Below are 25,285 nucleotides of genomic sequence, written 5' to 3' on the forward strand. Positions count from 1 at the left end.
GCGTGGTACAACCGCCGTCGCAGGCACTCCGCACTCGGCTATGTCAGCCCCGAGGAGTACGAGCGGAACGCCTCAACCCGAAGTGCGGCAGCTTAACGAACCTGTCCACGAAATCGGGGCAAGCCCAGATGCCGCACTCCTCCCTTGAGCAGCCTGCCCCAAGACGGTCGTTTCCGCCGCACCCGCTGTCTAGGGAGCAAGTGGTTGATCTACCTGCCCACCTCACTCGGCCTGTCGGAGGGGGTATTAGCCGCACCGACGGCGAGGGCCGGGAGCCCCTCGGTGCGGTTATGATAGCTGGGGAGCGGAGCCTACCTTGAGGGCGTTCGTCGGCATCACGGATGAGACCTGGTTCAATCTCCTTGCCTCGCGGCCGGGGCTTGAGGAGGTGAACTTCTGGCAGCCGGGCGGCTCCAGGCTCTTCAAGGCCTTGAGCCCCGGCGAGCTGTTCCTATTCAAGCTCCACGCACCCCAGAACTTCATCGTCGGCGGCGGCTTCTTTGCCCACTCCAGCCTTCTACCCGTCAGCCTCGCATGGGAGGCGTTCGGGATTGCCAACGGGGCAGCGACCCTGCAGGAAATGCGGAGCCGCATCGAGAAGTACCGGCGAGCCCCAGCAGACCCCATGGAGGACTACCACGTGGGGTGCATCCTCCTTGAGCAGCCCTTCTTCTGGCCTCGTGAGCACTGGGTCCCGGTACCTGCGGATTGGAAGCCGAACATCGTCCAGGGACGGACCTACGATCTCAGCGTCGAGCCCGGAGCCACCCTGCTTCGTCAGGTACAGGAGCGGCTTGCCCCGGAGCTATCGGGCGAGTTCCCCGCTGTGGTCGAGCCAGGTCTTCGGTACGGCGAACCGCTCCTAGTGAAACCCCGCCTGGGCCAGGGCAGCTTCCGGGTCCTGGTCACCGACGTCTACCACCGTCGCTGCGCTGTGACGGGGGAGAAGACCTTGCCTGTCCTCGAGGCCGCCCACATCCGGCCCTACGCGGCTGGAGGCGAGCACCGGGTGGACAACGGCCTGTTGATGAGGAGCGACCTGCACACACTGTTCGACAGGGGCTACCTGACCGTGACGCCCGAGTACCGGGTGGAAGTGAGCCGACGGATCCGCGAGGAGTTCAGCAACGGCCGCGACTACTACGCCCTCCATGGCCGGACCATCGAACTGCCCGATGCAAGGCCCGAACGGCCGGCGCCGGAGTTCCTGTCCTGGCACAACACCGAGGTGTTCCGAGGTTAGGCGCCAGCCTGTCGCCGCAGGGACCTCTCAGGGACGCCGACAGCCTTTGCCGCGGTTCGTGGACAAACCCGGTCGGTAGCGGCGCCGAGCCGTACCGGGCGAGCACGGTGGCCGCCCCAGGCGCTTGCCTTGGGCCCGCGCCTGCTCAAGCCCGGCTTTGGTGCGCTCAATGAGCCAATGCAGATCCTGCTCGGCCCCCAGCCGAAGATGGCGACCAGAAGCGACGTCACGGCCCCGGAAGATGGCTGGGCCCTACCGGCGCCTCTTGGGACGCAGGTCAACCGACCTCTTGAGGTCGCCCGACGCCCTGTCGAAGACGTGTTCGGCAGTCGCGTGCCGTACCCTGACCGGACCGCGAATGGTCAGCGTTGTCGCGCCTTCAACCAGGTCAGCGTAGACGCCCCCTTCGACATACCCCCGGAACTGGTTGAGGGCGTCGGTGACGTTGGAAGCAAGGAGAGTCCTTTGGAGCCGACCGCATACGCACGTGAATTGATCGCTCATGCCTGACCGAGGATAGCCTCTACCCCCGACTCGCTCCTGTCCTAGAAGTAGGCTACCGGGTAGGAACTTGCTGATCGGCCCTGCTCCCAGGGGGCTGTCGAGGCGGGCGACCCCAACTTTTTAGGCCGGGGCGCGCTGCTCTGTGGAGCGGGGAACCTTCAGGGCCACGGCGCTCTCCCGGATGGTCCTTCCCTGGACGCGCAGGGTCTCCAGTTTCGTCAGGTCCGCCCCGGTGAAGCGCGAGGGGCGTCCCCAGGGCCGTGAGGGACGTGACATCGGAGCTGGTGGACCTGTACCAGCTCGCGACCTCGCCGCAGCCGTTCCTTGACGGGCACGACGTTGCCGTTCTGGGACCCGAGGAGGAGGTTCGGGGCCGCCTCGATGCCGAGCGCTTCGCTGCCGATCTCCAGGCCCAGATGGGGCAGCTCCTGCTTCCACTGGTGTACCGGCACCAGGGCCGGACGCTCGCCGAGGTTGCCGCAGCCCAGGGAGGCATCGCCATCAGCACTGCCCACGCACGGGTCCAGGAGGGGCAGAGGAGGAGCCGGAGCTACACCCGGCGCCGGAAGGTCGGCCCGGACAGCTTCCGCCGTGCCCTGGACCTGCTCAGCGCCAACGGTATGGCCCGGAGCACCCCCCGCGTAGGCGGTCCACGTTGCTGCCCTAGGCTGGCGAGGGCGTCGGCCTCCGAGTCAAGGGACTGGCCTTGGCTCAGATCGATGCCGGCAAAGCTGGGAGCTATCAGCCACGACCAGCAGCCCAAGGCCATCGAGCGGGTCCGTGAGCACGTCCTGAGCCTGGAGAGCCTCGAATCCGTCCTGGCAGTCGGCGGGCTGAAGACGATGCCCCGGCGCTGCGACCAGCAGGGCAGCTGGCTCTGGTGCGCGTTGGGGAGGGCAGCCCCATGCGCCTACCCGGTCGCGCATCGTCAGGGCCCTCCAAGAGGTGCTGGAGGCGGGGAGGGAGCAGCCGCCGCGCTCCAGGTGGTACCCGCCTCGCCCCCTGCCTCCCCCTTCAGTGGGACCCGGAAGTGGGCGGCCCAGGCTCCTTATCCCCGGACGCGCTGGGGGACTCGGAGGTTGCTTCCTTCGGCTGCTGGCCCCGGTTCTTGCGCCGCTTCGGCTCCCTTGGGGCCTCCTCCTGTGGATGTGGATTCCACGTCACCACGGGCAAGCGGAGGCTGTTCCAGGAGAACAGGACGATGTCCTCGGCGAACGCCCCGCTTGTAGCTGGATCCTCCACGCTGTTGTGAGGGGCCCTGAGGTGGGCCGGGTCCTCCTCGTTGCGGACCACGCGTCGAAGCTGCCCGATGCGCTCAATCACGAGGGCCAACATGGACGTGATGCAGGCGGGGGCAGCCCGCTCCAGCTCTTCATCTGGAAGTCCATGCTGGGCCTGGAGGTCCGCTAGAATCTGGGCTCCCCGAGTCGCACTGGCCAGAGTGTTCAGCTCCAGGTCCAGGCTCAGTGCCAGAGGCGAGGGGAGGCTTCCGTTCTCTTCGGTCATTTCGGCCGTCCTTTCGTGGGTCAAGGCCTGCTGAGGGTGTAGCTCATGAGCTACATCGTGCCATCCACGCCCCCGTGCGGCCAAGTAGTTCATGAGCTGTGTAGTTCATGAACGACCTTCAGTAAGCCCGGATTGTGCCTACAGCAGGGGATGCGCCCACCAAGCGCGGTCGTTCGGAGGTCTGGACGCGAGGTCCGACAGCCCGTGCCATCAAGCGAGAGTTACGCCGACTCGGGGAACGGCTCCGGGAGCTGCGGTTGGAGCGGGGGTTCACTCAGGAGCAGGCGGCCGAAGCCATCGGTGTCCACCCGAAGCACATCATCAAAATGGAGCAGGGGGCCGCGAACGTCACGGTGGCCACACTGGTAGCCGTGTCCGTGGCCTTCAAAGTGCCACTCCGGGATCTGTTTCCTGATTCTGATGAGGAGGACACCAGCAACAAGTGACGTGATGGGGCTACCGCCATCCCCTGGAGCATGTAGCTCATGAGCTGTGTAGTTCAAGAGCAACCTTGGATAAGCCAGTAGCGTGCCCACAGGGAAGCCCCCCGTTAAGCGTGGTCGTTCGGAGGTCTGGACGCGAGGTCCGACAGCCCGTGCCATCAAGCGAGAGTTACGCCGACTCGGGGAACGGCTCCGGGAGCTGCGGTTGGAGCGGGGGTTCACTCAGGAGCAGGCGGCCGAAGCCATCGGTGTCCACCCGAAGCACATCATCAAAATGGAGCAGGGAACCGCAAACGTCACGGTGGCCACGTTGGTAGCCGCGTCCGTGGCCTTCAAGGTGCCACTCCGGGATCTGTTCCGGGAGATAGAGGAAGACGATAGCGGGAAGTGACGCATCAGGCTCCTTGGCCCAACGCGCCCAAAGTAGGTGCAGGGGCTCTTACCTCCGATGCTCAAACCCCCGGCTCAACACGCGAAAGCGCGTGCGCGATGACTTCTTCGGTGGAACTTCGAACCCGAGTTCGCCGAGCACAGGCTATTTGCTGGTCTTGTCGTGGAGCTACAGGACTGTGCCTCTGCGGTCCCGCCGCTCCTGATATCTCCACCGCCTAACGGCAGCTCCAGCTTTGGCAGGCCGGCAGGACCTAGCATACCTCGCCGCACGCAGCGCCCAACACGCTGCCTGTCCAGTCCTACGCCGCGCCTACCCCAGACACACCGCCTGATTCTCAGCTCGGATGAATCCGCCGCTATCCGTCCTGCTATGGTCCCGCTGGGAGGCATGGATGCCGCGCTCAGAACTTGGGGAGCAGATCGAGAGCCGCATGGCCCGAGTCTGCTGGAACTCACGGAACTGGATTGCTCCGACTGGAGAGGCCGCTCGTTTTGAGTCCTCCGGCACGTACTGCTCCGCCTACGGATTCGGCCACGAGGAATGGCTCTTCAACCCTTCGTGGGTCGTGGACGGCTGGCGGTACGGTTATGTTCAGGCGCTCCGTGGACGGCGTCAGTCGTTGCCGCCCGAGATTGATCTCTACTTGTTCGCTATCGATGGCCGGGGGGCTCGGCGTGCAGTTGGCGTGATCCGCCGGTGCGAGATCATTGACGGTGACGAGGCCGCGCACGCCTTCGCGGCTTACAAAAGGAACGGCTGGCTCAAGCTGATGCGAGAGCAGGTCGAGGTTGCCGGCGGTGACGCATCGATGATTGCTCACGCCAAACCAGAGGAGCTGTTTGACCTACGGTTCCGACCGGAGAGCCTTGAGATCCTCTCGCCTCCGACGGTGATCGGTGACCCCGATTTCATTCGCAAGTACCTAAAGGCCAGCCAGATCTACTTCGCTCCTCAGATGATGATCTCGGCTTTTGGCCGGACGACAGCGACGGTGGAGCCGCCCCCGAAGGAATTCATCCGTTCGCAGGCGACGGTGAAGTCGGGCTGGGAGGGCGGTGCGGTCGAACTGCTACACAACCAGCTTCAAGTGGAACTCTACAACCTGCTCGTCAAGAAGTACGGTAAGAACTGCGTGTGGGCTGAGCACGAGCGAGTCGACCTCACCGTGAGGCTTCCGGACCGCCGCGTTCTCATCGAACTCAAGACGTACCCGGAAGCCCGCTACAGCATCCGAGAGGCCCTCGGCCAGTTGCTGGAGTACGGCTATTTGGAGGAGCCGAAAGACCCGCTCGAACTCGTCATCGTCTCACCCGCACCTTTGACCAAGGAGTGGGCGGAATATCTCGCGCGCATCCGACAGCGGTTCTTGATCCCGGTGAACTACCGGCGGTTCGTGTCGGGACAGAAGGACTTCGACCTCTAGTGCCTCCAGCCCCCAGTCCTCTTGCGGTCCAGGTGGCGCTGACGCTGCGCGCTCAGTTCTATCCTGCTCTCTCAGGCTCAGCCTGCGGCCAACGACGTGGTCCTCAAGAAGGCCGGAGCCTGCACGCGATTCATCGGGGTTCTGTCCATACGGTTTGGGCTTCTTCGGAACGGATGGTAGGATCCGGCTTTCCGGTCGAGTCAGAGGCGTATCCGTACGTTGTCACTCGCTGGCTCAAGGCGTGGTAAGTGATTGGACGGAGCGCACGCGATGGCCAAGTCAGCACGCTTTCAGGTTGATCCTCGACTTGCGACCCTCCTGGGAGAGAGCTACCGCTCTTCTGAGCACGCTCTCAAGGAGCTGGTGGATAACGCCTGGGATGCGGATGCTCACGAGGTAGACATCCAGTTGCCAGCCCCGATGACCAACGACCCCATCGTCATCCGGGACGACGGAACTGGCATGACCGAGCAGGAGGTTCGGAGCGAGTACCTGAAGGTCGCCAGCGACCGGCGTTCTCGCAAAGGAGAGGAGACTCTGTCGCTCAAGCGGCGAATCAAAGGCCGGAAGGGAATCGGCAAGTTCGCTGGACTGATGGCTGCCTCCACCATGGTGATGGAGACCCAGGCACATGGAAAACGGACGGGCCTGGTCATCCGCAAGGAGGACCTACTCGACTCCCGTCAAGACTTGGAAAAGATCGACCTCCCGCTCACGACTTCGGAATGTGATGAGCGGGATCACGGAACGACCATCACGCTTACGGATTTGAATCAGGCGCTGGCGTTTCCGACGGCCGAGAGGCTGCGAGAGCTGTTAGTGCTGGAGTACGGTCGTCGGTCGGACTTCACGATTCGGGTGAACGGTGAGGCGCTTGCCATCGAAGACATTCCCGGCGAGGCGTTCACGGAACGGGCTCATTTGCAGGCCGTAGGGCCCGTGAAGCTCTCTCTGACATTCGCCGAGGGAAAGAGACCGCTCAAACACCCGGGTGTGGTCGTGCGCGTCGGCGGGAAGGTCGTCGGCAAGCCGATCTACTTCGGGCTGGATGAAGACGAGGAAGTTCCCGGCAAGCTATTGAAGAAGGTCTACGGCGAGATTGAAGCCGACGGCCTTGCTGCGGACGTGACCCCCGACTGGGGCGCTATCATCGAGAACAGCACAGGGTTCAAGGCCGTGGAAGCCTGGGCGCGGGAGCAACTCAAGGAGAAGCTCAATAAGGTTTTCGTTCGCCAGATGAGTCTCGCGAAAGCTCGACTTCAACAGGAGATTGATCGCCGCCTGGCCGGGCTGCCGGAGCATCGACGCAGGTTCGCGGAGGCCGCGCTTCAACGGGTACTTACGAAGTTCTACGGGGAGAGTGAGGAGCGTCGGGGCACTGTCATCAACGTCATGCTCGATGCCTTCGAGCGAGATGAGTACTGGGCGGTCATCCAGGCCATTGAAGTTGCGCGGCACCAGGGGGTCGCGACCTTTGCCGATGCACTGGGCCAGTTCGGGCTCGTGGACATGGCCGTCATCGGTCTCCAGACTCGGAGGCGCTTGGAGATCCTCGACCGCCTCGATGAGCTGATGACCCGGCCGGATACCCAGGAGAAGGAGCTGCACCAAGTCATCGAGCGCAACCTCTGGCTCCTAGAGGGCGACTTCACGCTGCTCTCCTCGAACCAGACCGTGGCGACCATCCTGAAGAAGTGGGCCGACAAAGAATTCACCGGAGATCGAGCCAAGAAGCGACCGGACCTGTTGCTGTGCGCCATGCTAACGGGCCGGCATCTCCTCATCGAGTTCAAGGAGCCCGGTCATTCGATTGACCGCGACGATGAGACTCAAGCCACTAAGTATCGGGACGACCTCCGTAGACACTTCGACCCCCTCGATGTGCTCGTCATCGGAGGCAGGGCCGCGACGAGTGTGGATGCAAACTGGCGTCCCCCGGGCCTGCACGTGAGGTCCTACGCCGCCGTCGTGAGCGCAGCGAGGGCTCGCCTCGGCTGGCTTCTGGACCAGCTCAAGAACGACCAGCAGGCAGCGTGAGGCATCCTTGCAGCCCCAGTTTCGGCTCTCTTCCGCGCGCTAGAATAGAGGCCACCCCTCCGAAGGGAAGCTCGGGGCGCTGATGCAGGTCGGCGCCGTAGCGAGCGCCATGCCGGTAGCAGGCGGGCCTGTTCTAGGGGCGAGATGGGGCGTAGAGGCCAAAGCCAGGTAGCTCTTGAGACACGACCATGAGCAGTACCGACGCCTAGTTGGAGGCTGGCCGGAACGCGGCGATTACTCGATGCTCTCCGTACGTAATCCGTACGTAATCGAGCGGACGCCAGTGAACCCCTATGAACAGTTCAGCCCCGTAAGTGCCCTGTGTTTCCGGGTACTTACGGGGCTGCCCTAGTGTCCCCGACGGGATTCGAACCCGTGTTACCGGCTTGAAAGGCCAGCGTCCTGGGCCTCTAGACGACGGGGACGTCGTCACTGCATGAGTCGCGGGGGGATCGAACCCCCGACCCTCGGCTTAAAAGGCCGGTGCTCTACCATCTGAGCTAGCGACTCGCACTATTCTTTTGTCCAAAATCCTCGGGCAGCCCTCCTGGGCCCCGGAGGCAGGCGCTTCCTACCAGCACTCCTTCGCGCTTTCCACTGGCGAGCGCACGTCCGGCTTCCTGACAGTGGCGCGCTCGTCACTTCGGGCACACCCGTCCCCTCGGCCCCCACCTCCGTCAGCCATCGGCGGTATACAACTCCCATGTCCCAGGACCTCTCCCCAGATGAACACGATGACCTGGAGGCCGAGGACGGCGAGGAGAAGGCTCCGTTCCGTCGCTACCTCACCCGCTCGGGCGCCGAGCGGATGCACCGGGAGCTCATCCGCCTGCTCAACGAGGAGCGCCCCAAGGTCACCGCCGAGGTCTCCGCCGCCGCCGCCCAGGGCGACCGCTCCGAGAACGCCGAATACATCTACGGCAAGAAGCGCCTGCGCGAAATCGACCGCCGCATCCGCTTCCTCCAGCGCCGCCTGGACACCGCCACCATCGTCACGCCTGCTGAACAGACCGACCGTGCACACGTCTACTTCGGCGCCACCGTCACCCTGGAGGACGAGGACGGCCAGCGCACCACGTACCAGATTGTCGGGTCCGACGAGATCGACGCCGCCGGAGGTCGCATCAGCGTGGAGTCCCCCATTGGACGCGCCCTCCTGCGCAAGGGCGTGGGCGACACCGTGGAGGTGCGCCGCCCCCGCGGTGAAATCGAGCTGTCCATCGTCGACATCCGCTACGACTGAGTGAGGACGCCCCCATGCCTCGGACGCTGCCCATCAACCCCCGCTTCCGCCGCATCTATCAGCACCTGAGCGGGGCGGACCTGGCCGCGCCCGAGCTCGAGGAGCTCTCCCTCGAGGACCTCGGACTGGGCGACTCGCAGAAGGCCCGCGTCGGCCTGCTCTTCGGCACCTACAGCCACCCGGGCCTCGAGCGCGTCCTGCGCGCCTACGGCCTCATCCAGCGCGCCGAGGAGCGCGTGGGTCCCGTGGAGCTGCGCGTCCAGGGCGAGGACCCCTTCCGCCCCCGCGTCATCCTCTGGAGCCGCCGCTTCTACGCCCCCGTCGCCGACCTCTCCCTGCGCATGGCCACCGGCGCCGAGGTCGGCCTGGGCGACGCGCTCGCCACCGCGCCCCTGCTCTACGTGGACGCGCTCCTGCTCCAGAACCCGGGACGCCCCTTCGACTGGCACCGCCCGCCGCTCCCTGGCCAGAGTCACCCCGGGCTCGCGCTCTCCGCGCAGCTGCTCGAGGTGCTCATGCTCATGGCCCGCCGCATCGGCGCGGAGGCGCTGGCCCTCACGCCCTCCACCTTCGCCGCCGCCAGCGTCTATGACCGGCGCTTCCTCTTCGTGGACGGCGCCGCCCAGGGCCGCTTCCTCGCCATGCGCGACGCCGGAAGAGGCCGCCCGCGCTGGCTGCTCGCGTGGGCCGTGGAGCTGGGCTGCCTGCGCGACGCGGAAGGGCAGTCCGTTCCCTTCACCCCCATGCCCATGCTCGCGCCCCTGAGCCGCCGGTTGATCCGCGCGTTCGACGCGAAGCGCTGGGCCGAGGCACGCGAGCAGACCGGACGACAGCCCCTCACGCTCGACGAGGAGGCGCTCCAGCAGCGCTTCCCCTGGCAACGCATGCCCCCAGGGCCTCCGCCCGAGCGGCTGGCGGAGCTGCTCGGGTACGATCCGCTCGCCCCCGTGCTGGCCCACTGAGCCGCGCGCCCCCGGAGTGTCGGCCAGGCCACGTCCCCTCGCGGCAAACGCTGCGCCGGGAGGACCCGTGCGGGGCGTGGGGTTTCGAACAGCCCGCGTTCACGCACGAACACGGCTGCTTCCGTGAGAGCCGCTGCGTATATTGGAGTGAGCGTCAGGCACAGCCACGTCGCACGGTCACCAGCGGTCGCACCCGTACCCATCAAGGTCGCGCGAACCCACGATGCGAAAGAACTTCATCCTCGACACGAACGTCCTCCTGCATGATCCGCGCAGCATCTACGGCTTCGAGGACAACAACGTCATCATCCCCATCTACGTCATCGAGGAGATCGACCAGTTCAAGCGCGACCTCTCCGAGCTGGGCCGCAACGCCCGCCTCGTGGCCCGCTACCTGGACGGTTTCCGCGCGGAGGGCTCGCTGAAGGAGGGCGTGCCCCTGCCTCGGGGCGGCATGCTGCGGGTGTCCTTCACGGACCGTGAGCTGCCGCTGTCCATGGCGGACAGCAACCTGATGGACAACCGCATCCTCGCGGTGGCCATCGACCTGATGGAGCAGGAGCCGGACACCCAGGCCGTCTTCATCACCAAGGACACCAACCTGCGCATCCGCGCGGACGCCCTGGGCCTCATCGCCCAGGACTACGACACCGAGCGGGTCGAAATCACGGAGCTGTACACCGGCTTCACCGAGCGGCTGGTCCCCAAGGAGCTGGTGGACCAGATGTACAAGCCCGGCGCCGAGGTGGAGCTGCCCGACGTGGACACGCTCTTCCCCAACCAGCTCGTGCTGCTCAAGGACGAGACGAACCCGTCCCACACCGCCATGGGCCGGCTGCACGGGCTCAAGAACCGGCTGGTGCCGCTGCTGCGCCAGAGCAAGGAAGGCACCTGGGGCATCCGCCCGCGCAACATGGAGCAGGCCTTCTGCCTGGACCTGCTGCTCAACGACGACATCAAGCTGGTGACCATCGTCGGCAAGGCGGGCACGGGCAAGACGCTGCTCGCCATCGCCGCGGGCCTGCAGAAGGTGACCGAGGAGAACCTCTACCAGAAGCTCCTGGTGAGCCGTCCCATCTTCCCGCTGGGGCGCGACATCGGCTATCTGCCCGGCAGCGTCGAGGAGAAGCTCAACCCCTGGATGCAGCCCATCTTCGACAACGTGGAGTTCCTGATGAACTTGAGCCGCGCGGACAAGAAGGCCGGCCGCGGCTACCACGAGCTGTTGGACCTGGGGCTGATGGAGATCGAGCCGCTCACGTACATCCGCGGCCGCAGCATCCCCAACCAGTTCATCATCGTGGACGAGGCGCAGAACCTCACGCCCCACGAGGTGAAGACCATCATCACCCGCGTGGGCGACAACACGAAGATCATCCTCACGGGGGATCCGTTCCAGATCGACAACCCCTACGTGGATTCGACCAACAACGGCCTGGTGCACGTGGTCAATCGCTTCAAGAGCGAGAAGATCGCCGCGCACATCTCGATGGCCAAGGGTGAGCGCAGCGCCCTGGCCGAGCTCGCCGCCAACCTGCTCTAGGCACCTGGGGTGCCCAAGCGATAGAGACGTGTCATGAAGAAGGACGGACCTGGAGACGCGCCCCCGGAAGAAGGGGAGAAGAAGCCCCTCATCGAGTACCCCTCGGTCTACACCTTCAAGGTGATGGGCAAGCAGGGCCCTGGCTTCGCGGAGCACGTCAGGGAGCTGTTCCGCCGGGCCATGGGCACGGAGATCTCCCCGGACTCCATCAGCGAGCAGCCCAGCAGCAAGGGCACCTATGTCTCGCTGAGCGTGTCGGTGTACCTGCTGTCGGAGGAGCAGCGCCGGGCCATCTACGATCTGCTCCACAAGGACCCGCGCGTCATCTATCACCTGTGACGCCAGGGGCGCGGGAGGGGGCTCCCTCTCGTCCGTCTCTGGAAGTCCGGTCGGGGTTGGGTATATGAGGAGTCCATGAGCCCGGCAGAGCCCTTTCCGCTGTACCACCCCGCGGACGCCCGGCGCGCGTTCAGCTCGGACGACGTGACCCGGCGTTTCGCCAAGGTGGCCCAGCTGGAGCCGGGCTCCCAGGTGCTCGTGCTCGGGTGTGGCCCGGATGCCAGCGCCGCCCTGGTCCTGGCCCGGGAGATGGGCTGCACCGTCATGGCCGGCGACACGGACGAGTCTCATGTCGCCGCCGCCCGGGAGCGGGTCCGCAACCAGGGCCTCGGCGACCGGATCGAGGTCCGGGGCGTGGCCCTGGACTCCCTCGGGCTGCCAGACGGTGCCTTCGACGCCATTCTCATCCCCGGTCGGGTGCTCTACACGCTGAAGGGGACGATGTCCGTCCTTCGGCCGCTGCTCGCCAAGCGCGGGCGGCTGGGGATGACCTTCCCCGCCAGGGTGGGGCGCGTGGTCCCCAAGGCCGCCGCCGAGCTGTGGGAGCGCCGCCTGGGCGCGCCGCTGCTCCTGCCGCGTGAGCTGCTCATGTCGCTGGAGCTGGGCGGGTTCGAGCCGGAGTCGGCCGAGACGCTGCACGACACGGAGCTCGACGACTACTACCGCGAGGTGGAGGCCAGCCTGCGTCCGACGTCGGGCCCCCAGGCCTCGTCGCTGCGCGAGGAGCTGGCGCTGCACCGCGAGAGCAACGGCAAGGCCAGCGTCAGCTACGCGTTCCTGGTGGGACGCCGCAAGGAGCCGGGCGAGAAGCCCCCGGCTTCGCGCGACCGCGGCTGATTCACGTCACCCCTCGTGTCCGGGAGCGCCTCCGTCCGTCCGGGGCGCCTCGCTACATCCTCGTCGCGTGGCTGCTTCGCCCAGGAACCCGGGCGACGTGAAGGCGGCGGTGCGTTGGAGTCGCGCCCCTTGGGAGGGCGCGTGCGCTCCAGCCGTGGATCTGACGCCTAGTTCAGCGCGCCGTTGAAGTCGACCAGCTCGATGGACTCGGGGGCGACGGACAGGTTGACCTGGTCGCGGTAGCCGGCCGCGTCGCCGCCAACCTGGAAGGGCATGGGGCGCGCGAAGCGGATGGTGGCCTCGCGGACGTGGAAGTCGTGCAGACCCTCCGGGAACCAGCGGCCGGCCCACATGCGCGGCAGGTTCGCCAGCACCTGCGTGGGCGTCACCTGGCCCAGGCGCAGCTGCATGAAGCCGCGACGGCCGCACGAGAAGGGGAACATGCGCAGGCCATAGCCGTAGAAGGGCATGGTGCCCGCCGCCGCCATCATCAGCTTCCCGCGGAAGAGCACGTCGCCGGGCGCCAGCGGCGCACCCTGGGGCTGGCCATCCGGACCCAGGCGGTAGGCCTCGCTCGACGGGCCGTTGACGACCTCGCACTCCACCCAGGTCGAGTTCGTCAGGTAGTGCGGCACCGTCTTGCACGCCACCGCGGAGAAGTAGCCCCCGCTGCCCGTGAGCACGCTCTTGAAGAGCCCCTTGCCCAGGTTCTCCTTCACCCAGATGTAGTCGTTGAGCACCTTGCCATCCACGCCCAGACCGGCGAACGGCGCGCGCTGCCCGTCCACCATCAGCAGGTCCATGGGGCGGAAGCCGGGCACCTCACCCGTGCGGGCGCGCAGCACGTCGTTCAGGATGCCGTCGCCCCGGGTGCCGGAGGCGTTGACGTGGTTGGCGATGCCGTTGCCCGTGCCGAGCTTGAGGATGCCGAAGCGGGGCACCGGCTGGCCGGCGAAGCGGCCTCGCGGACCCACCTGCTGGAGCACCTCGTTCACGAAGCCCATGAACGTCCCGTCACCGCCGCCCGTGAAGACCACCGGGTAGCCGCGCTCAAGCACCGTCTGCGCGATGCGGCGCCCGTCCAGCTCCGAGCGCGACAGGAACAGGTCCTGCTCCGGCACCACGTGCGACAGGGACTTCACCACCCGGGCATCCACCTTCCGGGCGTTGGCGTTGAGCAGCACCGCGACCTTGGGTTCGACGGAGACATCCGCCGAGGGGGCGCGGCGGAGGTCCGGAGAGCGCAGGGGCTGAACCAGCATGGGGACATGCTCCAGGGTAGGTGCGGGTGGGGGGACCCGACATCGACGCTGGCCGTACTGTGCACTTTCATTGCCAACGGGTGACGCGGGGCGTCAGCAGGCAGGCAGGCACGTCATTCCAGGGGGTTGCAACGTTGGTTGCTGTGCCAAAGGCCGGCTGGTTGCTACCTCGGGGTGACGGGGGGTGTAGAGCGGGTTACGCACCCGTGGCGTGAAGGTGGCGATGGCGTGACGCGGCAGACGGCCTCATGCGCACTGCGCTACGCACCCAGGAGCATCACCTTGAGGCGTGAGGAGACGGCACCACTGCCTGGTTTGACACCCGGGGGTGGGTGGTTACGTTGGGCATACATCAGGAGCTTTTGAAGAAAACGCAGTCATTTCCGGAGGATACGAACCGTGGGCAAGATTATTGGGATCGACCTGGGCACCACGAACAGCGTGGTGGCGATCATGGAGGGTCGCGAGCCCAAGGTCATCGTCAACGAGGAAGGCAGCCGCATCACGCCCTCGGTGGTCGCGTTCACGAAGGATGGCGAGCGCCTGGTCGGCCAGGTGGCGAAGCGCCAGGCCATCACGAACCCCGAGCGCACCATCTATTCCATCAAGCGCTTCATGGGTCGCCGGTTCGACGAGGTCTCGGAGGAGACCAAGCTGGTGCCCTACAAGGTCTCCCGCGGCCCCAATGGCGACGCGCGCGTGGACCTGGATGGCAAGCAGTCCAGCGCGCCGGAGATCAGCGCGCAGGTGCTGCTGAAGCTGAAGCGGGCCGCCGAGAACTACCTGGGTGAGAAGGTGACGGAGGCGGTCATCACCGTCCCGGCGTACTTCAACGACGCCCAGCGCCAGGCGACCAAGGATGCGGGTGAGATCGCCGGCCTGACGGTGCGGCGCATCGTGAACGAGCCGACCGCGGCGGCGCTGGCGTACGGCCTGGACAAGAAGAAGGACGAGAAGATCGCCGTCTACGACTTCGGCGGCGGCACGTTCGACGTGTCCATCCTGGAGGTGGGCGAGAGCGTCGTCGACGTGCTCGCGACCAACGGTGACACGCACCTGGGCGGTGACAACATCGACCAGCGGATCATGGATTGGCTGGTCGTCGAGTTCAAGAAGGACACGGGGCTGGACGTCACCAAGGACAAGATGGTGATCCAGCGCCTGAAGGAGGCGGCGGAGAAGGCGAAGATCGAGCTGTCGAGCGCGACGGAGACGGACATCAACCTGCCGTTCCTCACGGCGGACGCGTCGGGTCCCAAGCACCTGAACGTCAAGCTCACGCGCGCCAAGTTCGAGGCGATGATCGACGACCTCATCGAGCGCTCGCTGGAGCCGTGCCGCAAGTGCCTCAAGGACTCGGGGCTGGACCTGAAGGACCTCAGCGAGGTCGTGCTCGTGGGTGGCACCACGCGCATCCCGAAGGTGCAGGAGGCGGTGAAGCGGCTGTTCGGCAAGGAGCCGAACCGCTCGGTGAACCCGGACGAGGTCGTGGCGGTGGGCGCCGCGGTGCAGGCGGGCGTGCTCTCCGGCGAGGTGAAGGACATCCTCCTGCTGGACGTGACGCCGCTGTCGCTGGGCGTGGAGACGCTGGGCGGGGTGATGACCAAGCTCATCGAGCGCAACACCACCATCCCCACGCGCAAGTCGGAGACGTTCTCCACGGCCGCGGACGGCCAGTCGCAGGTGGAGATCCACGTGCTCCAGGGTGAGCGCGAGATGGCGAACGACAACCGGAGCCTGGGCCGCTTCCACCTGACGGGCCTGCCCCCGGCGCCGCGTGGCGTGCCGCAGATCGAGGTGACGTTCGACCTGGACGCCAACGGCATCCTGAACGTGAGCGCGAAGGACAAGGCCACGGGCAAGGAGCAGAAGGTCACCATCACCCAGTCCTCGGGTCTGGCGAAGGACGAGGTGGAGAAGATGGTCGCCGCGGCCCGCGAGAACGAGGCGGCCGACAAGGACAAGCGGGAGCTGGTGGAGCTGAAGAACCAGGCGGAGGCCCAGGCCTACGGGGCCGAGAAGCTCATCAAGGAGAACAAGGAGAAGCTCTCCGCGGAGGTGGCGAAGGGCCTCGAGGACGGGGTGGCGGAGCTCAACAAGGTCCGCGAGGGCCAGGACAAGGACGCCATCAAGTCCGCGCTCGAGAAGCTCCAGGCCGCCAGCTACAAGGCCGCCGAGGAGATGTACAAGGCGACGGGTGGGGCGCCGGGTGGCGAGCCGCCTCCGGGTGCTGCTCCTGGCGCGCAGCCGGGCGCGAAGAAGGACGACGTGGTGGACGCCGAGTTCCGCCAGTCGTGATGCCGGGGCCGTGAGGCCCGTGCGTTGAGTCAGAAGGGCCGGTGCCTCCGCCACGCGGGGGGCCGGCCCTTCCGTTTTTCTGCGGGCGTGTGCGGCTGGGCCTTCCGGAAGTCTGGATGGGCGTGTGTGGGGCGAGACGCGGTGCTGACGCAAACGGCCGAGGACACTGGGGCGAGCGTGGGTGAGGAGGATGCAACGTGGGGCGACTCCACGCAGTCGTGCGAGGTGCCCGCATGTCCCGAGTCCTGTCCCAGCAGTCGTCCGTCCTCCCGCTGAACATCGAGCCCGAGCCCGGAGCGCTCCCCGTCGACTCGTCGGCCGCGCGGAAGGCGCAGTCCGCGTCCGCGAGGCAGGAGGCGAGCACGCTGGAGGTCTTCCGGGGCCCTGTCTCGAGCGGTGGCGGTGTCTCGTCCGGGGTGGGGCCCCGATGCGGTCCCATGACGGGGTCACCGAACGACTTCGACTTCGCGGTGGGGGGCGCTTTTCCTCCACGCCCCACGGGCAACGTGCGGGAGCAGATGAAGCAGGGCGCCCTGACGGTCGCCCAGTCCGAGGCGGCCGCGGCGAGCCTGCTGATGGGGAAGGGGACGGTGGTGGACGCCTACGCGCGAGGGCACCTGCGACTGCTGGACCCGAGTCCTCCCCTCGAGGGGGCTCCCACCTCCCTGACGGACTACACCAGCGTCCTGCCCGGCGTGGCGCCGGAGGTGGCGTGGGACTACCTCGTGCGCAATCCCGGCCCGGTGTTCGAGGCCGCGGGCATCCGGCTCCAGCCGGCCACGGGCGCGCTGGCGGACGGGGCGAAGGTGTTCCTGGAGGAGAAGGGGCCTCCGCCCGTCTGGGCGCCCGTGACGTTCCGGCTCGAGCCGGAGAAGCACACCGTGCACATCACCACGCTGGACGGACATCCCCTGCGGGGGACGAACCGCTTCGTCTTCGAGGACGACGGGGCGGGTGGAGCGCGACTGCGCCAGTACTCGGCCTTCCAGGGCAGCTCGCCCGCCACGTCGGTGGGCATGAAGCTGATGGACCCCATCGAGCGGCAGCATGACATCTGGCGCTCCGTGCATGCGCATCTGCATGACACGCTGGCCTCTCGCTGACATAGAACCAGGGTGGAGGTGACACGGATGGTGCTGAGGACGACACCCCCGGGACATGATGTGATCCTCTACGACGGGCACTGCCGCATCTGCAGCGGCGCGGCCCGCGAGTTCCAGCGGCTGCTGGGCGGACGGGGCACGGAGCTGCGCTCGTTCCGGGACGAGGGCGTGCTGGAGGCCTTTCCGGGCATCAGCGCACAGCGGTGTGAGCTGGCCATGCAGCTGGTCCGCGCGGACGGGCGGGTGATGGAGGGCGCCGAGGCCATCGTCCGGGCGCTGGGCCGGCATCCCCTGGGGAAGCTGTTGTACGTCTACTATGTCCCCGGACTGCGGCAGCTGGTGGATGTCGTGTACCGGGCCGTGGCGCGCTATCGATTCCGGATTGCCGGGCGGACCTGCACGGATGGCGGTTGCGAGGTCCACTTCAAATAGACGGAGGGCGGCGGGTAGCATGGGGCCAACCCCGCTGCCTCCGGATAGTCCGTGCAATCACATCCGACGACGTACCTCCAGGCCGCCCGGGCCTTTCGCCACTTCTTCAATGAGTTGCGGGATGTCTACCTGGAGCGGGAGACGCTCTTCACGCAGCTGGAGCTGGCGCTCCTGAGCCGGGAGCACGTGCTGGTGGTGGGGCCGCCGGGGACGGCCAAGAGCGCCATCGCCAGCGCGGTGCTGGGGCGCATCATCGACGGGAAGACGGGACTGCCGTCGCTGTTCTCCAAGCAGCTGGCGGAGTCCACCGTGCAGACGGACCTGCTGGGGCCGGTGGACTTCAAGGTCCTGACGGAGACGGGGCGCACGGAGTACCTCACCGACGAGGGCATGCTGGGCTCTCAGCACGCGTTCCTGGATGAGGTCTTCGACGGCCGGGACATGCTGCTGCGCTCCATCCTCAACGTGCTCTTCGAGCGCGAGCTCAAGCACGGGCGGCGGGTGACGGCGGGCCGCACCGAGTGCGTGGTGATGACGAGCAACCGGTACCTCTCCGAGGTGCTGGCGCGCTCGCCGGAGCTGCTCCTGGCCTTCGCGGACCGGCTGAGCTTCATCAGCTTCGTGCCCAAGTCCTTCGCCCGGAAGGAGAGCCGGGCGGCCATGCTCCAGCGCTTCGAGCACGGCGCGCGAGCGGACCTGCGCGCGCCGCTCTCGCTGCAGCAGGTGGACCTGCTCCAGGACGCGGTCGCGCGCGTGCGGGTGCCCAGCGTGGTGATGGAGGGCGTGGAGCTCCTGACGGACGCGCTGGAGCGCGCGCTGACGTCGCACGTGTCCAAGCTGCCCGACTACGTGCCGACAAAGTACTTCTCCCAGCGCTCGGCGGTGAAGGCGCTGTGGGCGCTGAAGGCGGCGGTGGTCCGGGATCAGATCTACCGGCGGCCCGAGCGCCCGCTGGAGGCCTCCGTGGAGGACCTGGACGCGCTGCGCTGGTTCTTCCTGCTCGGCGGGCCGCCCTCGGCGGAGACGGACGCGCTGCTCAAGTCCGTGGTCGACCCCAGGGAGCGCGCGCAGCTCGAAATCGTCCGGCTGGAGCAGCGCACGTTCGACGAGGTCATCGCCCAGGTCCGCCAGGAGCTGGGGGGCGGGCTGGAGCGCGAGGCGCAGGCGCTGGCCGCGGCGGACGAGGCCACCACGGTGGAGGCGCTGTCGCGCAACTGGCAGCCGGCCATCGCGTCCACCTCCGCGCGCAGCCTCATGTCCAAGCTGATGCCTGGTCCGCGCCACCTGCAGAACCGGGTGCCGCTGCTGGCCGCCGCGCGCGCGCTGGTGGCGGCGATGGACCAGCGGCTGGCACGAGGCATGGCGGGGCAGGGCGAGGGGCGCGGCGGCCTGTCCCTGCTGACCTCGTTCCAGGACGTGCTGGAGCTCTGCCGCGTCCTCCCCGAGCTGAAGCCCGGGCTGACGCCGCTGAGCGAAGCCACGGCGCGCTTCCTCGAAGGTGCCCTGGAGATGATTGCCCTGACCGCGGAGAGCGCGGACTTCGAGGAGGGCCTCAAGCTGGAGGGGCTCGTCGGGCTGGCGGACAACCTGGAGGAGGAGCTGTCGCGGATGGCCGACCTGATGGGCCTGTTGGCCGAGGGGGCCCCGGCGACGGTGGAGCGGCTGCGCAAGGTGGAGCTCGACGCGCGCAAGCGGGTGGTGGGCGCGCTGCGACGCCGGGCCACGGTGGCCTTCCAGGGGGCCTCGCCGAGAGGCCGCAAGGAGCCGCTGGAGGCGCTGGCCGCGGACTCGCGTCGGCTGTCTCAGTTGGAGCAGTCCCTCATCGCGCTGGACCCCAGCCAGCGCAGCTTCAAGGAGGAGCTGCTGCTGCCGCTGGGGCTCTCGTATGCGCGCGAGGTCCTGGCCTCCACGCCGTTCGAGCGCGTCGAGCAGTACGGCCGCGCCGTGCAGTCGGTGGTCGAGAACCTCCGACGCGAGGGCCTCCCGGTGGACGTGGTGATGCGCGAGTGTCAGGGCATCCTCGACGGACGTCTGCGGGAGCACGCCAAGGCGCTCACTCGCGAGATGGCGAGCCCCCCTCCCGCGGCGGCCTCGGTCATCAACGGCGATGCGTACGTCTTCTATCGCGGTGAGTTCTCCGCCAAGGCGCCGGACGGAGAACTGGCCGCGCTGCTGGGCCTGGACGGACAGCTCGCCTTCACCCGCGGCGGTGGGGCGTCGGCGTTCTTCTCGGAGGAGGCACGCGCGGCGGTGGCCCATGCGGAGCTCGCCTTCCTCCAGTCGCGGGTGAAGTTCCTGCGCAGCTGGTTGACCCAGTTGCTCACCTCGCTTCCGGCGCCGGAGGCCTTGAAGGAGCGCGGCGAGGTGGAGCGCACCGTGGACCGGCTGGTCCGCAGCCGCTTCCCGTTGCTGGCGTTGAAGGAAGGGGAGTTGGTGCGGCTCAAGGGCGTGTTGTCGCTGCTCTCGGGGCTGCCGGGAGAGGTGGGGGAGACCGCGCGTCGCCTGGGGACGCTGCTGCACGGAATCGAAGAGGACTTCGGGCGCTACAGCCGGCAGGTGCTGGAGCGCCGGACCGCGGCATGAGCGCACCCGGGGCGCATAGCGCCGAGAGGCGGGGCTGAGCATGCTCTCGCGGCGGCTCACCGAGCTGCGAGCGCGGTTGGACGCGCTTCGTCAGCCTCCGCCTCCAGCGGGAGGGCCCCGGTGGTGGTCCTTCGGCCGGAAGGTCACGGGGCCTGGGGAGCTGTCGCTGCCAGTGCTCCAGGCGTTGGACCGCGAGCTGGACCGCGTGGGGGTCCACACGTCGGCGGATGCCATGCTGCTCCATGCCCTGGGGGCTCGACGTGGGCGCGCGGGCTCGCTGTCCCAGGGGCTGCAGGCCCGCGCGGGACAGGCGCTCGGAGAGTTCGAGGAGTGTCTGGGGCGCGTGGAGCGCGCGTGGCGGGCGGGTGTGCTGCCGCCGGGGACGCTCTCCGTCCTCGAGCGGGCCTTCGTCCGGCTCGCTCGCGCGGTGAAGGTGGCCGACCTCTTCCTGCGGCCCTACACGGAGGACCTCCCGGACGAGGACTTCGTCGTCTACGAGCGCCCGGCGTCCGCGAGCCGACCCCAGCGGCCTCCGAGCAGCGCGCGGATGGCGGTGGCCGAGTACTTCGCGTCGCGGGCCAGGGACAACGTCGCCGACGTCGTGCAGAAGCGCAGGGACCTGGACCTTGCCCACGAGATGTTGCTGCGACTGGGGGCGGACCATGACCGGGAGCGGGCGCTGCCGCTGCGTCGCGACGTGGCCGAGGCGCGGGAGCGCACACGCGCGGTGCCCGCGGTCCGCTCGCTCGAGGAGCTGCTGCGCCACGTGAAGCATGCCGCGCGCCACGAACCCCAGGCCGCCTATCGCTCGCTGCGTGGCCTCTATGAGTGGGCCCTGGAAGCAGGGGACCTGGAGCTGGCCGCCGCGGCCCGAACGAGCCTTGCGCCCTTGCTGCCCACGCGGACGCACCTGACGGTCATGGTGGAGAACGCGGAGCGCGACGCCCTGGCCGACTGGTTCGGCGAGGCGCCCCAGTCGCCCCGGCCCGAGGCCGACTCGCCGCGCCCGGACGAGCTGCTGGCCGACCTGGCCTTCTCGTTGCGCCCCGAGCAGCTCGCGACCTTCGAGCTGGCGGCGGGCTGTGCCCGGTACTTCGACGTGGAGGACGCGCTGTCCGAGGAGATCGTCCTGGCGGAGACGAAGGCCGCCCGGCGTGTGGCGCGCCGCGTGCCCTATCCCACGCAGACGATGACCTTCGAGACGACAGGCGCCCTGCACGAGGTGAACAACTTCGTGCTGACGGACCCGCGCATGCTCCTGCGGGACCTGGCCGCCAACCGGCAGCTGGTGCGGGCGTACGTCGAGGACGCGCCGCCACCGCAGTCGAAGAAGGTGAAGCGCACCGCCGTGCGCGTCTACGTCTGTGACGCGTCCGGCTCCATGCATGGCGCCCGCGCCCGCTTCCGCGACGCCCTCATCATCGCCGAGCTCAACAACCTGCGCGTCAAGGCCCGCAGGGGCGAGTCCTTCGACCCGCTCTACTTCAGCTTCTTCAACGACGTACCCACGGAGCTGGCCCGCGTGGACACGGCCGTCGAAGCCACCCGGCAGATCGAGCGCCTCTTCCGCGACTCGCCCGCGGAGGGACAGACGGACATCTCGCTCGCGCTGATGTCCGCCTTCGACTCCATCCGCGCCGCGCAGGGCAGGGACCCGTACCTGGCGCGCGCCACCGTGGTGCTCGTCACCGACGGCGAGGACCGCGTGGACCTGGACCTCATCCGCCGCACGCGCGCGCCCATGGGCTCGCTGGACATCGCCCTGAGCTTCATCTCCCTGGGTGAGGAGAACCCGGACCTGCGCTCGCTGGTGCGCGAGCAGCGGGCCTCCGGGCTGCGCGCCTTCTACCACCACCTCTCCGACGAGGAGATCCTCTGGGCCCGCACCGAGTTCGACACGCCCTGGCGCACGCTGCTGCCGCGTGACGTGCCCGCCACGCCGGACGCGCTGGAGCTGCTCGCGCCGCACCTGGAGGCGCTCGAGGCCGTGGCGAGCGGACGCGGCTCGAATACGCCTGTCGCGGTGGAGGCCTCGTTCGAGGCGCTCTTCCCCGAATCGCCTCCCAGACCCGAGGGCGGGCAGGTTCCTGGCGCGGACGTGGTGGGCCGGGTGGTGGACATCCTCGGCGCGCTGGTGGAGGCCACGTCCCTGGCTCCCGCGGACAAGCGCGCCACCGAGAGCGTCGTGCTCCTCCAGCACCTGCTCACGGTGTATGGGCTGACCCCCGCGCGCTACCTCGCGGCGCTGTCCGTCGGCGGACCCTCGGTGGAGGACGCGCTGTCACGAGTGCGGCTGTTGTGCCGCCCCTTCGGTTAGGCTTGCCGCACGCCATGTTCTTCGGCCTCTGGAAACGCAAGAAGGAGCGCTCCCGGCCAGTGGACCCGCTGGCCGCCTTCGACGAGCTGCTCGAGAACCTGGAGCGGCAGGCCTCCGAGCTGCGCAAGTCCGCGGCCACGCTGCTCGCCCTCAAGGGAGAGCTCACCCGCGCCGTGGAGCGCTACACACGCCGCCTGACGGAGCTGGACGCGCGCCGCGCCACCGCGGAGTCCCGCTCCGACGCCAAGGCGGTGGCCGTGCTGAAGAAGGACCGCGTCCAGGCCGAGGCACTCCTCGCCTCCACCCGCGAGTCGCTGGAGCGTGCCGAGGCCGACGGCGCGCTGCTCCTGGAGGCCGCCGCGGAGCTGGGCGAGCGGGTGGAGGAGCTGCGCCGCGAGCGGGAGAGCGCCTCCGCGCGCCTGGTGATGGGCGGCATCGTCACCGACGCGCTGAAGGAGCGCGTGGCGCGCTTCGAACAGGCGCTGGTGGTGGACGCGGCGCGCGACGAGGTGGAGCGCGCGCACGCGCTGGCGGAGGTCTACCGCGAGGAGCTGCGGGAGAAGGCGGACTGAGGCTTCAGGTCCGGCGTGCCGTCTGGTGGAGCTCGAGGACGATGTTGCCGCCCTTGAAGAGGCGCACCGCGCCGGACGTCTGGCTCACCACCAGCGCGATGCAGTGCGTGGTGGAGGTGATGCCCGCGGCGGCGGCGTGCCGGGCGCCCAGGCCGAGCGGGATCTTCACCGCCTCGTCCGCGGAGGACAGGTAGCGCCCCGCGGCCAGCACCACGCCGTCCTCGCGGATGACGAAGGCGCCGTCGAGCACGCTGAAGTTCTTGATGGCCTCGCGAATCTTCGGGTCCAGCACGTTCCGCTCCGCCTCGGAGAGGCCCTGGAACGGATTGATGGTCATCTGCCGGCTCTTCTCCAGCACCGTCGTGTGGTCGCCGATGGTGATGATGGTGCCGATGGGGTGGCCCTCGAAGCCCTCCTGGCCGATCTGCAGCGCCAGCTGGATGAGCGCGTCCACCACCTGGGAGTTGAACTCCTCGCCCAGCTTCACGCCCTCGATGGCGAGCCGGTCATCCAACGAGCCACCGATTCGCATCTGCATCAGCGTGTCGGGAGCGCGGCCCACGCGCCCCGTCATGCAGAGCACCAGGTCACCTTCCTTGAAGGCCCCCTGGGAGAGCGCGGAGACGAGCGCCACCTTCACCCGCTCGGTGCGCGAATAGTCGTAGGCGGGGATGACGAGCGCGCGGACCTTCTTGAGCTGGTGCTCCTGCGCCAGCTTGTCCAGCGTCACCGCGTACACGAGCTTCTTGCGAGCAGGCCTGCCGCGCAGCTCCTCGGGAGGGATGGGCGTGTCGCAGATGTAGAGGAAGTGATCGACGTCACTCTTCGCGGCCAGGGAGAGGGCCGAGCGCAGGAACTCCCGATCGAACTTCGTGTTCTCGCTCAAACGCCCCTCCCTTCACCCGCAGTTCGTGACCACGTCAGCTTGACACCGAAGGCGCCCTGAATAAAGCTTTCGGGCCCTTTTTTTGGGGGACAGGGCCCAAAAACCCTCGCGTACTGGAGCGAAGGCTGTGAACCAGAAAGATCTCAAGCGTTACAAGAAGATGCTCGAGGACAGCAAGGCGAGCCTGCTCGAGAGCGCCAAGAAGACCCTGGTGGAGGAGTCGAGCTTCGACACCGACGATCTCCCCGACGAGATCGACCTGGCCTCTTCCGAGTATGCGCAGTCGATGGTGTTCAGACTCCGCGACCGCGAGAAGTTCCTGCTGCAGAAGATTGATAAGGCGCTCGAGCGCATCGAGAACGGCTCGTTCGGCGTCTGCGAGCGTTGCGAGGAGGACATCTCCCCCAAGCGGTTGGAGGCGCGTCCGGTGACGACGCTCTGCATCCGCTGCAAGGAAGAGCAGGAGAAGAAGGAGAAGTCCTACGGCTGATGGCCGTGGGGTCCTGGGGCCGCGCGGGAGGAGATGTCCCGTGCGGCCCGGGGAGTCAAAGCGTGGGGCGGTGCATCAGGCCAGCGGTGCCTGGATCTCCACCCTCAAGAGCTGCCGACCGATGAGGTAGTGGTCACCGTTGTCGACGAAGGTCGGGCCGGCCAGCCGCATGAAGGTGCCGTTGGACGAGCCCACGTCGCGCACCGTCAGCCGGTCCTGGCGCACCTGCAGCACCGCGTGCCGGCCGGAGACGAAGCCGTCGGTGGGGAAGGTGAGGTCGCCCTGCTCGCGGCCCAGCAGGTTGTCGCCCTCGCGGAGCGGATAGGCCGCGCCCTTCAGCCCCCCCTCCAGCAACTGGATGAGCCGCAGGCGGTAGCCGGGATCCGGTGAGCCCCAGACCTGGGTGCCTCCGGGGCCGGGCGTCGCGGTGGGGATGGGCTCCAGCACCAGTCGTTGCCGTCCCAGACGCAGCTCGCCTCCGGGGGACAGCTCCCGCTCCTGGCGCAGGCGGACGAAGACGCCGTTGGCGCCTCCCACGTCCTCCACGGCCAGGCGCGCGCCGGAGAAGAAGAAGCGCATCTGGACGGGCATGATGAAGGGGTCGTCCGGGAGCGGGATGTCCCCCTGCTGGCCGCAGGTGAGGGTGTCGCGCTGCATGCGCACGACGGACTCGGGGCCGCCGTCGGCCCGCACCACGCGGATGGAGACCTGGGGCCGCGAGGACAGGCTGGCCACGGCCATGACCATGGTGCCGGAGCGCAGCGGCGAGCCGCAGGCTCGGCAGACGGTGGCATCCCTGGGGTTCTCGGTGTCGCAGCGGGGGCAGTATTCCATCGCTTCCATGGGGCTGGGCGGGTTCTACCAGGGG

General features: G+C 67.9%; 23 protein-coding genes and 2 tRNA genes. 18 read left to right on the plus strand and 7 right to left on the minus strand.

Annotated elements, in window-relative coordinates:
- Window positions 1–96: IS3 family transposase (locus tag FL311_RS46315; protein WP_368668573.1), on the plus strand; the 96-nt coding region annotated here is incomplete at its 5' end.
- 220 nt (window positions 97–316) lie between these two features.
- The gene (locus tag FL311_RS23015) at window positions 317–1,243 is read left to right on the plus strand and encodes an HNH endonuclease (protein ID WP_141327940.1); all 927 of its coding nucleotides are present in this window, start codon (window positions 317–319) and stop codon (window positions 1,241–1,243) included.
- A gap of 722 nt (window positions 1,244–1,965) precedes the next feature.
- Here the strand turns inward: FL311_RS23015 and FL311_RS23020 are convergent.
- Window positions 1,966–2,262, minus strand: coding sequence for a hypothetical protein (locus FL311_RS23020; protein ID WP_141327942.1), 297 nt, complete (start codon window positions 2,260–2,262; stop codon window positions 1,966–1,968).
- A 499-nt stretch (window positions 2,263–2,761) separates the two neighbouring features.
- On the minus strand, window positions 2,762–3,253 hold the full coding sequence (locus FL311_RS23025) for a hypothetical protein (RefSeq protein ID WP_141327944.1): 492 nt from the start codon (window positions 3,251–3,253) through the stop codon (window positions 2,762–2,764).
- Window positions 3,254–3,387: 134 nt separating this feature from the next.
- Between FL311_RS23025 and FL311_RS45255 the strand changes: the two genes are divergently transcribed.
- The 4 genes from FL311_RS45255 (at window position 3,388) to FL311_RS23045 (ending at window position 7,550) form a co-directional block, all read left to right on the plus strand.
- A complete protein-coding gene (locus tag FL311_RS45255; RefSeq protein ID WP_228557014.1) occupies window positions 3,388–3,699 on the plus strand; it encodes a helix-turn-helix transcriptional regulator in 312 nt (103 codons plus the stop codon).
- Between the two features lie 82 nt (window positions 3,700–3,781).
- Window positions 3,782–4,087 carry a helix-turn-helix transcriptional regulator gene (locus FL311_RS45260; RefSeq protein ID WP_141327948.1) on the plus strand — a complete coding sequence of 102 codons (306 nt, stop codon included), beginning with the start codon at window positions 3,782–3,784 and terminating at the stop codon, window positions 4,085–4,087.
- Between the two features lie 394 nt (window positions 4,088–4,481).
- Window positions 4,482–5,513: a hypothetical protein gene (locus tag FL311_RS23040; protein WP_194869335.1), complete on the plus strand. Its 1,032-nt coding sequence runs from the start codon at window positions 4,482–4,484 to the stop codon at window positions 5,511–5,513.
- 270 nt (window positions 5,514–5,783) lie between these two features.
- The gene (locus FL311_RS23045) at window positions 5,784–7,550 is read left to right on the plus strand and encodes an ATP-binding protein (protein ID WP_141327952.1); all 1,767 of its coding nucleotides are present in this window, start codon (window positions 5,784–5,786) and stop codon (window positions 7,548–7,550) included.
- A gap of 352 nt (window positions 7,551–7,902) precedes the next feature.
- Here FL311_RS23045 and FL311_RS23050 read toward each other — a convergent pair.
- Both FL311_RS23050 and FL311_RS23055 read right to left on the minus strand, forming a co-directional pair.
- Window positions 7,903–7,975, minus strand: a tRNA-Glu gene (locus FL311_RS23050).
- A 12-nt stretch (window positions 7,976–7,987) separates the two neighbouring features.
- Window positions 7,988–8,060 (minus strand) — tRNA-Lys (locus FL311_RS23055).
- Window positions 8,061–8,253: 193 nt separating this feature from the next.
- Between FL311_RS23055 and greB the strand changes: the two genes are divergently transcribed.
- From greB to FL311_RS23080, 5 genes are all read left to right on the plus strand, one after another.
- Window positions 8,254–8,793: a transcription elongation factor GreB gene (gene greB / locus FL311_RS23060; protein ID WP_141327954.1), complete on the plus strand. Its 540-nt coding sequence runs from the start codon at window positions 8,254–8,256 to the stop codon at window positions 8,791–8,793.
- A 14-nt stretch (window positions 8,794–8,807) separates the two neighbouring features.
- A complete protein-coding gene (locus FL311_RS23065; RefSeq protein WP_141327956.1) occupies window positions 8,808–9,755 on the plus strand; it encodes a deacetylase in 948 nt (315 codons plus the stop codon).
- 223 nt (window positions 9,756–9,978) lie between these two features.
- Complete coding sequence (locus FL311_RS23070; protein ID WP_046714397.1) at window positions 9,979–11,298, plus strand: PhoH family protein; 1,320 nt, start codon at window positions 9,979–9,981, stop codon at window positions 11,296–11,298.
- Between the two features lie 33 nt (window positions 11,299–11,331).
- On the plus strand, window positions 11,332–11,637 hold the full coding sequence (locus FL311_RS23075; RefSeq protein ID WP_141327958.1) for a YbeD family protein: 306 nt from the start codon (window positions 11,332–11,334) through the stop codon (window positions 11,635–11,637).
- 75 nt (window positions 11,638–11,712) lie between these two features.
- Window positions 11,713–12,474: a cyclopropane-fatty-acyl-phospholipid synthase family protein gene (locus tag FL311_RS23080; RefSeq protein WP_141327960.1), complete on the plus strand. Its 762-nt coding sequence runs from the start codon at window positions 11,713–11,715 to the stop codon at window positions 12,472–12,474.
- A gap of 167 nt (window positions 12,475–12,641) precedes the next feature.
- Here the strand turns inward: FL311_RS23080 and FL311_RS23085 are convergent, their stop codons facing one another.
- Window positions 12,642–13,736 carry a diacylglycerol kinase family protein gene (locus FL311_RS23085; protein WP_141327962.1) on the minus strand — a complete coding sequence of 365 codons (1,095 nt, stop codon included), beginning with the start codon at window positions 13,734–13,736 and terminating at the stop codon, window positions 12,642–12,644.
- A gap of 399 nt (window positions 13,737–14,135) precedes the next feature.
- Here FL311_RS23085 and dnaK point away from each other — a divergent pair, with 399 nt between their 5' ends.
- The 6 genes from dnaK (at window position 14,136) to FL311_RS23115 (ending at window position 23,041) form a co-directional block, all read left to right on the plus strand.
- Window positions 14,136–16,034 (plus strand): molecular chaperone DnaK, encoded by a 1,899-nt coding sequence (dnaK, locus tag FL311_RS23090; RefSeq protein ID WP_141327964.1) that lies wholly within the window; start codon window positions 14,136–14,138, stop codon window positions 16,032–16,034.
- A gap of 233 nt (window positions 16,035–16,267) precedes the next feature.
- Entirely contained in the window at window positions 16,268–17,137 is an 870-nt protein-coding gene (locus FL311_RS23095; protein ID WP_228557015.1) for a hypothetical protein, read from the plus strand.
- Between the two features lie 27 nt (window positions 17,138–17,164).
- On the plus strand, window positions 17,165–17,569 hold the full coding sequence (locus FL311_RS23100) for a thiol-disulfide oxidoreductase DCC family protein (protein WP_141327966.1): 405 nt from the start codon (window positions 17,165–17,167) through the stop codon (window positions 17,567–17,569).
- A 51-nt stretch (window positions 17,570–17,620) separates the two neighbouring features.
- Window positions 17,621–20,152 carry an AAA family ATPase gene (locus tag FL311_RS23105; protein ID WP_141327968.1) on the plus strand — a complete coding sequence of 844 codons (2,532 nt, stop codon included), beginning with the start codon at window positions 17,621–17,623 and terminating at the stop codon, window positions 20,150–20,152.
- 40 nt (window positions 20,153–20,192) lie between these two features.
- Window positions 20,193–22,469 (plus strand): vWA domain-containing protein, encoded by a 2,277-nt coding sequence (locus tag FL311_RS23110; RefSeq protein WP_141327969.1) that lies wholly within the window; start codon window positions 20,193–20,195, stop codon window positions 22,467–22,469.
- A 14-nt stretch (window positions 22,470–22,483) separates the two neighbouring features.
- Window positions 22,484–23,041, plus strand: a complete 558-nt coding sequence (locus tag FL311_RS23115) for a hypothetical protein (protein WP_141327971.1) — start codon at window positions 22,484–22,486, stop codon at window positions 23,039–23,041.
- A gap of 4 nt (window positions 23,042–23,045) precedes the next feature.
- Here the strand turns inward: FL311_RS23115 and FL311_RS23120 are convergent, their stop codons facing one another.
- On the minus strand, window positions 23,046–23,927 hold the full coding sequence (locus FL311_RS23120) for a diadenylate cyclase (protein WP_141327973.1): 882 nt from the start codon (window positions 23,925–23,927) through the stop codon (window positions 23,046–23,048).
- Window positions 23,928–24,054: 127 nt separating this feature from the next.
- Here FL311_RS23120 and FL311_RS23125 point away from each other — a divergent pair, with 127 nt between their 5' ends.
- The gene (locus tag FL311_RS23125) at window positions 24,055–24,417 is read left to right on the plus strand and encodes a TraR/DksA C4-type zinc finger protein (protein ID WP_141327975.1); all 363 of its coding nucleotides are present in this window, start codon (window positions 24,055–24,057) and stop codon (window positions 24,415–24,417) included.
- Between the two features lie 75 nt (window positions 24,418–24,492).
- Here the strand turns inward: FL311_RS23125 and FL311_RS23130 are convergent, their stop codons facing one another.
- Complete coding sequence (locus FL311_RS23130; RefSeq protein ID WP_174816797.1) at window positions 24,493–25,260, minus strand: FHA domain-containing protein; 768 nt, start codon at window positions 25,258–25,260, stop codon at window positions 24,493–24,495.
- Window positions 25,261–25,285: the final 25 nt, after the last annotated feature.

This window comes from Myxococcus sp. AB025B (genome assembly GCF_006518215.1).
GTDB lineage: Bacteria > Myxococcota > Myxococcia > Myxococcales > Myxococcaceae > Myxococcus > Myxococcus fulvus.